We start from the raw sequence: 11,313 nt of genomic DNA on the forward strand, positions 1-11,313 counted from the left end.
TTAATTTTATACAAAAATTAACCAAAAATATTTGTAAAAATTTTAAAATTTAAATTAGACTTTTTTATCCATTCCCATATTTAAATCAAAATTTTTTGTATGTATATCAAATTTTGATTTAATGATATCTCCAACAAAGAAATTTGCACTTAAAAGACCTGCTTTATTGATATTTTTTTTAAGTTTATGCGCATTTTCATAAATATTTTTTCTAAATTCTTTATTTTCCACCATTATATTTATATCTATATATTTTTGATTATTTAAGGCAATTAAAATTTCTAAATTGCCAAGTTTTGAAAATTCAAGTTTAATTTGAGCAAAAAATTTATCTTTTTTTCCTCTTTTAAAGATGATTTTAGAATCATTTAAATCATCCCAAGAGAAAGGAATATGAGTATTGATAGAATTATTAGCTAAAGACATTAATTGATTGATTTCAATTTGTGCAATAAGTCTATTAGCTTGATTGAAAATAGCTTCATTGTCTGTTGTTTTGGCTAAATTTGAAATTTGAAGCAAGGTGGATTTTATGTCGTTGTGTATATCATAGTTTATATCATTTTGTGTTCTTGGTTTAATATTTTGTATATCTTTTATAGAAAGATTAACCTTATGATCAAGATTTTTTAGCTCTATTAAAAGATTTTTAGCATTTTTGGAATTTGGATCAAGCTGTTTTAAACTTTCTTCAATTTTTTTAGAAAATGAAGTTAAAGCCTTGCTTAAATCTTCTGTTTCATTTAATACTTCTCCATTGTTTAAAAAAATTAAATTTTTAACATTTTGTTCGTTTAAATTTTCATTTTTTATAAGATTATTAAAGATATTTTGATTTAAAAATTCGTTTTTGTGAGTGGTATTTTCTATATTTACATCCATTTTTTGGGAATTTTTTATTTCTTTTTGTGGTATCTTATCTTCATTTTTACTAGTTTTTATCTCTTTTTTATCATTTTCCTTTTTTTGTGTTGTTGGTATTTTTTCTTCTATATTTTCTTGTTCTTCTTCTATATTTTTTTCTTGTTCTTTTATATCTCCTTGTTTTTTTATCATTGTATCTTTTGAATCTTCTTTAGTTTCTATTTTATTATTTTGTTCTTTTATTGTTTTATCTTTTGAATCTTTTGTTTCTAATTTAATATCTTTGGTATTAATTTGATTTTCTTTTTTTTCTATTGGAGTTGTAGTTCTAAAATTTTTTTCATTATCTGGTTTTTGATATTTGTTTTCAATAATGTTTTTTAAAATGCGTTCGAGTTTATCTAAGCTTTGCATAGCTTGTTTAAGAATTTGAGGATTTTTAATTGCTATATTTTGAGGCTTGCTAAGATCTTTTATAAAGTCTTTTTTTAATGCATTGATTTCATTTAAAATTCTATTTGCCACTGTAATAATTTTTTTTTGAGAGAATTCAGGATTTTTATTAATATAGTTTTTAAAATTTGTAATTTTTTTACCTAAGTTTATTAAGGCGTTAAAAGAACTATTTTTTAAAATTTGTTTATTTTCATCGATATTTTTTTCTATAATACTTTTGAGTTTTTCTAAACTTTGTTTTGGGCTTAAATTTAATGAATCAAGTTTTAAAATTTCATTGATAATACTTTCTTTGCTTAAAGATTTAATTCCATTGACAAGAGTATGAAAACTTTTGGGTAAAAGATCTTTATTAAGAGAATCTTTTAATTTGGCTTCAAAAAATATTCCAGAATTTTTAAACAATAACGCTACATCATTGTTTTTAACTTCTGCCATAGGTTTTAATAAATTTTGTAATTTATTCAATACTTGTGAAAATTGATTATTTTTTGAAAGTTCTTGTATTAGAGTTTTTAATTCATTTGCAAAATTTGGAGCAAGATTTAATCTATTGGCTTGTTTTAAAACAGGAGAATTTGGGTTTTTTTGGGCATTAATTTGATCAAGAAGCTTATTGATTAATTCTTTAAATTTTAAATCAGTTTTATTTTGTATAAATTTTTGTATATTTTCTTCAGAATCTATAACTTTATCTAAATTTTGTTTTAAGGTTTTATTTAGAAGATCTTTTGGATCTAATTTATCTTTTGATATAGTATCTTTAGAATTTGAATCAGGTTTAATTTCATTTTTAAGTTTGTTTCCTATTTGATTTGTAAGCGCTGTATTAATCATCATCTTATCTTTAATATTTTTATTTTTTTAGAAATAAAATTTGGTTTATTGATGGCAAAAATAAATAAAAATGCAAATAAAAATGCATAAAAATATATAAAACCATAAAAACTCAAATATTGCATTAAAATACCTAAGATTAAAGGAGAAAGTAAAGATCCTAAAGAATAACAAAACAATACTCCACGCCCAAGTTCTACTATATTATCTTTTGAAGTTAAAGCATCATTAGCACGAGCAAGTGCTAAGGCATAAAGACAAAAAGTTCCAAAACCTAAAAAGAAAGCTAAAAAATACTGAAAATAAATATTTGGTTTAAGAAGCAAAAAACATAACATGGTTAAAAAACCTATGAGAACGCAAATAATAATAGCAAATTTTCTTCCTAATTTATCGGAAATAAAACCCATAATTGCTTGAGCTAAAAATCCTCCTAAAGTTGCACAAGCTATAAAATAAGAAACAAATTTTGTATCATAGCCTTGCAAAATGATAAACAAAGAAGACATAGAAAAAAATCCCCCAATGAGTAAGCCCCCAACAAAACTTGTTGCAATAGCTAATGGAGCTATATTAAAAATTTTAGGTATAGAAATAGGATGAGGTTTTGGTATTGCTGGTTCTTTAATCTTGATTAAATTTAAAGGCAAAGAAGAAAATAAAATCAAGCTAGCACTTATAATAAAAATAGTATATTGATTTAAATTTAGAGCTAAAATTAAAGTTCCTAAGGCATAAGAGAAGTAAAAAATTATTTCATAAAAACCTAAAATTCTAGATCTTGTAGCATTTTTAGATTTTTCGTTAAGCCAAGACTCTATAGCCATAAGCAAGCCATAATAGCAAATTCCAATTAAAAATCTTAAAAAAGCCCAAAAAAATAAATTATTACTTAAAGCGTGTAAAATAGCAGAAATTCCAAAAATAGAAACAAAAATTCCAAAAGATCTAATATGTCCTATTTTAGATATAATTTTATGAATTCCTATTGTTGCACATAGGGCACCTATAAAAAAACAAGAACTAATCACTCCTATCATTAAAGAACTTGAGTTGTTTTCTTTTAAAATAACTCCTATAGAGCTCATCATCAAGGCATTTCCAGCAAATAAAAAAGCCATAGAGGCAAATAATGCCATTAAAGATCTAATAATTCTTGTTAAACTCATATTTTACACATAAAGCAAATATTATAATACATATTAATAAAGCCGAAATTCCACCCAAATAAGCAAAAGTAGAAAAAATGCCTTTGCGATTTAAAAATAAAAATCCAGCGACTAAAATTCCATAAGCTAATAATTTAAATAAAGTAAAAAACAAAGTAAAATTTTGTATTTTATCTTTAAAATTCAGTTTTAAATCGTCATTTACCTTTTTAAATTTTATAATTTTTTGATCTTTTTTATAATTTTTAATGAAAATATTTGGTATTTGATCAAATTTATATTTATATGTATTTTTTACAATATTCTTTTGATAATTAAAATAAGAAATAATGATGATCAATAAACTACTAAAAAAAGCAATTTCAAAACTTAAAATATTTTTTTGGTTTAAAGAATGAGTAAAAAAAGAAAGTCCATAAAAAAATATATGGACTATAATAAACAATAAAAATAATTTTTTTTTATCTTTTGTTTTCATTTTTTATTTTGAAATTCTTCATAACTTTTAACCTGTGCTTTATAGGCTTTATATACATTTAAAATAGCTGCTGCTATTCCCCAAAAAATTCCAATCCAAAAAAGAAAGGTAATTCCTGTAATCTTTTTTAAAAAATAACCCAAAGCTATACCAAGGATAATAGCTACAATGATAGAAATTCCAAGACTTAAACCATTTGCAGCCTCTATGCTTTTTTGAATAATTTTTTTTCTTTTACTCATAATTTTTTAAAACTTTCTCTTGCGGCTTCTAGTGTAATATCAATGGTTTTTTGATTCATTTTTGAACAGATAAAACCTGTCTCAAAAGAAGAAGGAGCTAGATAAATTTTATTTTTAATCATATTTTGATGAAATTTAGCAAAAAGTTTTAAATCAGATTTTAAGGCATCTTGATAATTTTTTACTTCATTTTCATTAAAAAAATATCCAAACATTGAGCCAACATAAGAAGTTTGCAACGCTATACCTTTTTCTTTAGCGAGTTGTTTAAGTCCTAAAGTCAATTTCTTGGCAAGTTTTTCAAGTTTGTTATAGAGATTTTTTGTATTTTTTGCTTTGCTAATGCTTGCAATTCCAGCCGCCATAGCCAAAGGATTACCACTTAGTGTTCCAGCTTGATAAACTCCACCTAATGGGCTTAAATAATCCATAATTTTAGCTTTTGCTGCAAAAGCTGCTGCTGGCATTCCTCCGCCAATAACTTTACCAAAAGTTACGATATCAGCTTCTATTTTATTGATTCCATATGAACCTAAAAATGAAGCCCTAAATCCACTCATTACTTCATCAAAGATGAGTAAAGTTTCATTATCTTTACAGATTTTAGTCAATTCTTTTAAAAAGTCAATTTCTCCTTTTACTAAACCCATATTTCCAGCTATAGGTTCTATAATAACACAAGCTATATCTTTATGCTTATGAAAAAGTTCTTTAACGCTTTCTATATTATTATAAGTTGCTACTAAAGTTTGCTTTGCAACATCTTTTAAAACTCCTAAAGAGCTAGGAGAATTAAATGTAGCAGCTCCGCTTCCAGCACTTACCAATAAAGAATCAGAATGTCCGTGATAACAACCTTCAAATTTGAGAATTTTATCTTTTTTTGTATATCCTCTAGCAAGTCTTATAGCACTCATCGTTGCTTCTGTGCCACTATTTACGAAACGAATTTTATCAAGATGAGGAAAAGATTCTAGGATAAGTTTTGCAAGCGTGGTTTCAAGTAAAGTAGGGGCACCAAAACTTGATCCTTTTTTTAAAGCTTTAATGCAAGCATTTTGTATATCTTTATCGCAATGTCCAAAAAGTAATGGACCCCAACTCTGAACATAATCAATGTAAGCTTCATTATTGATATCATAAATATAAGCCCCCTTGCCATGATCTATAAATAAAGGATTGCTTTGAACGTTTAAAAAAGCACGCACAGGAGAATTAACTCCACCTGCTATAAATTTAGATGATTCTTCAAAAGCTTGTTTATTTGTCATTATTTTTCCTTATGATTAATATAATTATATAAAGTTACTATTTCATCTTCGGTAAGAGAATAACTTGGCATAATAGATTTTGAATCTTTTTCTTGAGTAAGAGCTAATTTAAATTGTTCAAAACTCAAATTTTGAATGCTTGGAATTTTATAAGGTATTTTTGTATCTTTTTTGGTGATATATCCTAGAATTTGCTCATCTCCATTTTTTCCGTGACATTCTTTACAGCTGATTCCTCTTGGGTTTTCATATAGCATTTTAGCGTATTCTCTCATAGTGATAAAATCTTCTGCAAAAAGTCTTGGAAAAATAAACAATATTATAAAAATAAGTCTCAAATTCTACCTTGTTAATAAATTCTTAATATGATACAATTTTTATTTTAAAAAATGTATAAATTTAAAAAGGAAAGCAATGGTTTTACTTGATGGCAAAGCTTTAAGTTTAAAAATAAAAAATGAATTAAAACTTAAAGTACTAGAGCTTAAAGAAAAATCTATAGAACCTTGTTTAGCTGTTATTTTAGTTGGAGATGATGAAGCAAGTAAAGTTTATGTGCAAAATAAAATTAAAGCTTGTGAATTTTGTGGTATTAAATCGCTTTCTTATCATTTAAAAAAAGATATAACTCAAAATGAACTTTTAGCCCTTATTAATACTTTAAATTATGACGATAGTGTCCATGGGATTTTGATCCAACTTCCTTTACCTAGTCATATTAATAAAGATATTATTTTAGAAAATATTGCAAGTTCTAAAGATGTTGATGGTTTTCATCCTATAAATGTAGGATATTTAAATTTAGGTTTAGAAAGTGGCTTTTTACCTTGTACACCTTTGGGGGTAATTAAACTTTTAAAAGCTTATGATATCCATTTAACAGGACTTGATGCTGTGGTTATTGGAGCTTCTAATATAGTAGGGCGTCCTATGGCAACCATGCTTTTAAATGCTGGTGCTAGTGTAAGTATATGCCACATTAAAACAAAAGATTTAAATTTTTATACAAAAAAAGCTGATTTGATTGTAGTAGCTGCGGGTTGTGCTCATTTATTAAAGGCTGATATGATAAAAGAAGGTGCTATTATCATAGACGTTGGCATTAATCATCTTGATAATAAAATCGTAGGTGATGTTGATTTTGAAAATGTTTCAAAAAAATCAAGCTATATTACACCTGTTCCTGGTGGTATAGGCCCTATGACTATAGCAATGCTTTTAGAAAATACAATTAAATCAGCAAAAAATAGACTTTAATTTAGGAAAATTATATGCAATTTTTAAAGAAACTTTATCATTTTTCTCAATCTTGGACCGGAACTATTGTTATCGTTCTTTTAGTGATATTCTTTTTTATTCAAGCTTTTGTTATTCCTTCTGGTTCTATGAAAAATACTTTGTTGATTGGAGATTTTTTATTTGTAAAAAAATTCAGCTATGGTATTCCAACCCCGCATATCCCTTGGCTTGAAATTCCTGTTTTGCCCGACTTCAATAAAAATGGACATTTAATTTCTGCAGAAGGTCCTAAAAGAGGGGATATAGTAGTTTTTAGAAATCCTAAGAATACTAAAGAACATTATGTAAAACGCTGTGTAGCCTTGGGACTTGATCGTGTAGTTTATGCTAATAAAACCTTATATATAAGGATGCACGAAGGTGATGATTTTATGAAAGAATACTATAAAGATGATATAGTTGTTTTAGGTGGAGAAGTTTATGTTAAAGAACCTTACAAACAAAAAGGTATTCACTATGATCCACATAAAAATATAGAAAGAGAAATTTTAGAATATATGATGAGAAGTGATTTTGCTATGTCTCCTGTCTATTTTAAAGAATTAGGCACCAATGTGGGCTTTAATGGTGGTAATGCTTATATTTTTGATGTTCCAGAAAATGAATATTTTATGATGGGAGATAATAGAGACAATTCTTATGATAGTCGTTTTTGGGGAAGCGTGCCTTATAGTTTGATTGTTGGAAGTCCTTGGTTTGTATATTTTTCTTGGGATGAAGAAAAAAATGTGCGTTGGGATAGGGTAGGACGTTTTGTAGAAACTCTAGAAAGCGATGAATATTTTGATAAAAATTCAAATCAGATTTCATCACAATGATACCGAGTCTTATTAGATTTATAATTATATGCTAATATAACTTTAGTGTTATAGACTAAACAAAATTAAGTATATTTTTTAAAATAATACTTGACAAAATATCACTAAAGTTATATAATTATCAAAAATTATAGATTTTTTAAGAGTTTGACAATGATAAAAGTTGAGGATAAAAGAGAATTAATTTTAAAATCTATCATCGAAACTTATTTGTTAGATAATACACCTATAGGTTCTAATGAATTAAATTCTAGTCTTTGTATTCCAGCTTCTACTATACGTGTTTATCTTAAAAAGCTTAGCGATGAAGGACTTATAACTCAAATTCATATTAGCAGTGGTAGAATTCCTACTATTTTAACTATGCAAAATTATTGGAAAAATGAGCTTGATATTGATAGTGAGCTTGATATTAAAAATGAAATATTTTTATATCATTTACTTAAAGAATACAAGATTTATTGTTTAGTTTATGGCGGTAGAGATCTTATTTTAAAAGAAATTTTTAACTTAAATAATAAATTTATTGTTTTAGATTTTGAAGAAAATGAAATCGTTTTAAAATATAACATTCAAGCTTTTGATTTTTTAAAAACTTTAATAGGATTAAATCTTTTTGATTTAGAAGATATAGTTTTAAAAGTTAAATTTTTTGAACTTGCTCAAAAAATTTCAAATTTAAAACAAGGTTTAATTTATAGTAAAATCAATGAACAAAGAGCTTATCAAATTTATCAAAACGATGAATTTGCTAAGCTCTTAGATTGTGCAGTTGATAGAAAATTCGGCGAAAGTCTTCAATTTGAACCTTTATTTAAAAAAGGTTTTATGGGATTTAAAATCAATGCACAGTTTTTGGGCAAAAGTGTAAATATTATCTTCGCGGGTAGTGTTTATACGGATTATAATAAAGTTTTAAAACAGATAAAGGAGGCTGCGTGAATCAAGAAAACAATGAAGAAATGATTGAAAATAATCAAGAAATAGAACAAGAAAAGCAAGAAGAAAGCAAAGAAGCCATTTTACAAAAAGAATTAGATGAACTTAAAGATAAATATATAAGAGCTAATGCTGAATTTGAAAACATTAAAAAAAGAATGGAAAAAGAAAAAATTTCAGCAATGCTTTATGCAAATGAAAGTTTTGCTAAAGATTTGCTTGATGTTTTAGACGCATTAGAAGCAGCTTTAAATGTTGAAGCAAATGATGAAATAAGTTTAAAAATTAAAGAGGGGGTTCAAAATACTCTAGATTTATTTATAAAAAAGCTTGAAAAAAATGGTGTAAAATCCATAGATGAAATTAAAGAATTTGATCCTAATTTACATGAAGCTATGTTTCACGTAGAGAGTAAGGATCATCAAAGCGGAAGTATTATACAAACTCTACAAAAGGGTTATAAAATCAATGATCGTGTAATACGACCTGTAAAAGTTAGTGTAGCAAAATAAATTATTATAAAGGATATAAAATGAGTAAAGTTATAGGTATAGATTTAGGAACAACCAATTCTTGTGTTTCTGTATATGAGCGTGGCGAAAGTAAAGTAATTCCAAATAAAGAAGGGAAAAATACAACTCCTTCTGTAGTTGCTTTTACAGATAAAGGTGAAATTTTAGTTGGTGATAGTGCTAAGCGTCAAGCAGTAACTAATCCTGAAAAAACAATTTATTCCATTAAAAGAATAATGGGTCTTATGATAAATGAAGAAGCAGCAAAAGAAGCTAAAAATAGACTTCCATATCATATTACTGAAAGAAATGGAGCTTGTGCTATAGAAATTGCTGGAAAAATTTATACTCCACAAGAAATTTCAGCTAAAGTTTTAATGAAATTAAAAGAAGATGCAGAAGCTTTCTTGGGTGAAAAAGTTGTTGATGCGGTTATTACTGTACCTGCGTATTTTAATGATGCTCAAAGAAAAGCTACAAAAGAAGCAGGAACGATAGCAGGACTTAATGTTTTAAGAATTATCAATGAGCCTACCGCTGCAGCTTTGGCTTATGGTCTTGATAAAAAAGATAGTGAAAAAATCGTTGTTTATGATTTAGGTGGAGGAACATTTGATGTTACTGTGCTTGAAACCGGAGATAATGTTGTAGAAGTTTTGGCAACTGGTGGTAATGCTTTCTTAGGTGGTGATGATTTTGATAATAAATTAATTGATTTTCTAGCAACTGAATTTAAAAATGAAACAGGCATAGATCTTAAAAATGATGTAATGGCTTTACAACGTTTAAAAGAAGCCGCAGAAAATGCTAAAAAAGAATTAAGTTCAGCTAATGAAACTAATATCAATTTACCATTTATTACAGCTGATGCAAGTGGTCCAAAACATTTAACTAAAACAATCACTAGAGCAAAATTTGAAAGTATGATTGAAAGTTTAGTGGCTGAAACTATTACTAAAATCAACGAAGTAGTAAGTGATGCAGGACTTAAAAAAGATGAAATTAAAGAAATCGTTATGGTAGGGGGCTCTACTCGTGTTCCTTTAGTTCAAGAAGAAGTTAAAAAAGCTTTTGGAAAAGATCTTAATAAATCAGTAAATCCAGATGAAGTTGTAGCAATTGGTGCTGCAATTCAAGGTGCGGTTATAAAAGGTGATGTTAAAGATGTACTTTTACTTGATGTTACTCCGCTTTCTTTAGGTATTGAAACTTTAGGCGGAGTAATGACTAAAATCATCGAAAAAGGCACTACTATACCAACTAAAAAAGAGCAAGTTTTCTCAACTGCAGAAGACAATCAAAGTGCAGTTACTATCAATGTTTTACAAGGAGAGAGAGAATTTAGCCGTGATAATAAATCTTTAGGAAATTTCAATCTTGAAGGAATTCCACCTGCACCACGTGGTATGCCGCAAATTGAAGTTACTTTTGATATCGATGCTAATGGTATTTTAACTGTAAGTGCAAAAGATAAAGCAACAGGAAAAGCTCAAGAAATCAAAATCACAGGTTCAAGCGGTTTAAGTGAAGAAGAAATTGATAAAATGGTAAAAGATGCAGAACTTCACAAAGAAGAAGACAAAAAACGTAAAGAAGCTGTAGATGCTAGAAATTCAGCTGATAGCCTTGCTCATCAAGTAGAAAAATCTCTAAATGAGCTAGGAGAAAAAGTTGCAGATGATGAAAAAGCAAAAATCCAAAAAGCATTAGATGACTTAAGAGAAACTCTTAAAAATGAAAGTGCAAGTAAAGAAGAAATCGAAAGCAAAATGAAAGCTTTAAGTGAAGTTTCTCATAAATTAGCTGAGAATATGTATAAAAAAGATGAGCCAAATACAGCAAATGATAAAAAGAAAAAAGATGATGATGTAATCGACGCTGAAGTTGAATAAAACTCTCTAAATTCTTCAATCAAGCCTTTTTAAAAGGCTTGATTCAATTCTATTTTATCTTATTTAATTTTTAAATATCTTTTAGTGATGATTTTATATAATTTTTTTATTAAAATACGAGGAAATCATTTTTACAATTTGTTCTTATTTGTCAATTCTTTCATTATCTTTAAAAATCAAAATATTTATTTATAAGAATTATAAATTTTATATTTGTTTTTGTTTGTATGTTTATTTTTATTATTTATGTTTAGTTATTTAGTTTTATTTGTTATTTTTAATCTTTATTGTTTTAATTATTGCTTTTAGTTATTTGTTTATACTTTTAATCTTTGTTTTTAATTATGTTTTTATCTTTATTGCTTTAAATTATTATTGATTTTATATTTTTATTTTTAATTACTATTTATATTTTTGTATTGCTTTTTAATTATTATTTGTATTTATTTTATATTGCTTTATAAACTATATGTTATTTTTATTATTTTATATTTTAACTTTCTATTTGTTTTATATATTTTTTATTATTTTATATA

At 26.3% G+C, this 11,313-nt stretch carries 11 protein-coding genes; 5 read left to right on the forward strand and 6 right to left on the reverse strand.

Annotated elements, in window-relative coordinates:
* Positions 1-54: 54 nt before the first annotated feature.
* The 6 genes from JG676_RS03625 to JG676_RS03650 are packed head-to-tail and all read right to left on the reverse strand — an operon-like array spanning position 55 to position 5,655.
* On the reverse strand, positions 55-2,157 hold the full coding sequence (locus JG676_RS03625) for a flagellar hook-length control protein FliK (RefSeq protein ID WP_200217331.1): 2,103 nt from the start codon (positions 2,155-2,157) through the stop codon (positions 55-57).
* Positions 2,157-3,326 (reverse strand): MFS transporter, encoded by a 1,170-nt coding sequence (locus JG676_RS03630; protein ID WP_200169706.1) that lies wholly within the window; start codon positions 3,324-3,326, stop codon positions 2,157-2,159. Before JG676_RS03630 ends, JG676_RS03625 begins: the two co-directional genes overlap by 1 nt.
* Positions 3,304-3,804 carry a hypothetical protein gene (locus JG676_RS03635; protein WP_200217332.1) on the reverse strand — a complete coding sequence of 167 codons (501 nt, stop codon included), beginning with the start codon at positions 3,802-3,804 and terminating at the stop codon, positions 3,304-3,306. The genes JG676_RS03630 and JG676_RS03635 overlap by 23 nt, the downstream gene beginning before the upstream one ends.
* A complete protein-coding gene (locus tag JG676_RS03640) occupies positions 3,801-4,046 on the reverse strand; it encodes an AtpZ/AtpI family protein (protein ID WP_200217333.1) in 246 nt (81 codons plus the stop codon). Before JG676_RS03640 ends, JG676_RS03635 begins: the two co-directional genes overlap by 4 nt.
* Complete coding sequence (gene hemL, locus JG676_RS03645; protein WP_200169712.1) at positions 4,043-5,317, reverse strand: glutamate-1-semialdehyde 2,1-aminomutase; 1,275 nt, start codon at positions 5,315-5,317, stop codon at positions 4,043-4,045. Before hemL ends, JG676_RS03640 begins: the two co-directional genes overlap by 4 nt.
* Entirely contained in the window at positions 5,317-5,655 is a 339-nt protein-coding gene (locus JG676_RS03650) for a hypothetical protein (RefSeq protein WP_210328634.1), read from the reverse strand. Before JG676_RS03650 ends, hemL begins: the two co-directional genes overlap by 1 nt.
* Before the next feature lie 76 nt (positions 5,656-5,731).
* Between JG676_RS03650 and folD the strand changes: the two genes are divergently transcribed.
* The 5 genes from folD (at position 5,732) to dnaK (ending at position 10,777) form a co-directional block, all read left to right on the forward strand.
* Positions 5,732-6,574: a bifunctional methylenetetrahydrofolate dehydrogenase/methenyltetrahydrofolate cyclohydrolase FolD gene (folD, locus tag JG676_RS03655; RefSeq protein WP_200169714.1), complete on the forward strand. Its 843-nt coding sequence runs from the start codon at positions 5,732-5,734 to the stop codon at positions 6,572-6,574.
* Between the two features lie 14 nt (positions 6,575-6,588).
* Positions 6,589-7,434, forward strand: coding sequence for a signal peptidase I (gene lepB, locus JG676_RS03660; protein WP_200217334.1), 846 nt, complete (start codon positions 6,589-6,591; stop codon positions 7,432-7,434).
* Positions 7,435-7,590: 156 nt separating this feature from the next.
* Positions 7,591-8,376, forward strand: coding sequence for an HrcA family transcriptional regulator (locus JG676_RS03665; protein ID WP_325099502.1), 786 nt, complete (start codon positions 7,591-7,593; stop codon positions 8,374-8,376).
* Complete coding sequence (gene grpE, locus JG676_RS03670; RefSeq protein ID WP_200217335.1) at positions 8,373-8,885, forward strand: nucleotide exchange factor GrpE; 513 nt, start codon at positions 8,373-8,375, stop codon at positions 8,883-8,885. The genes JG676_RS03665 and grpE overlap by 4 nt, the downstream gene beginning before the upstream one ends.
* Before the next feature lie 20 nt (positions 8,886-8,905).
* Positions 8,906-10,777, forward strand: coding sequence for a molecular chaperone DnaK (dnaK, locus tag JG676_RS03675; protein ID WP_200217336.1), 1,872 nt, complete (start codon positions 8,906-8,908; stop codon positions 10,775-10,777).
* The last annotated feature ends 536 nt before the right edge of the window (positions 10,778-11,313 follow it).

It is taken from the genome of Campylobacter sp. 2018MI34, assembly GCF_016598975.1.
Classification (GTDB): domain Bacteria; phylum Campylobacterota; class Campylobacteria; order Campylobacterales; family Campylobacteraceae; genus Campylobacter_D.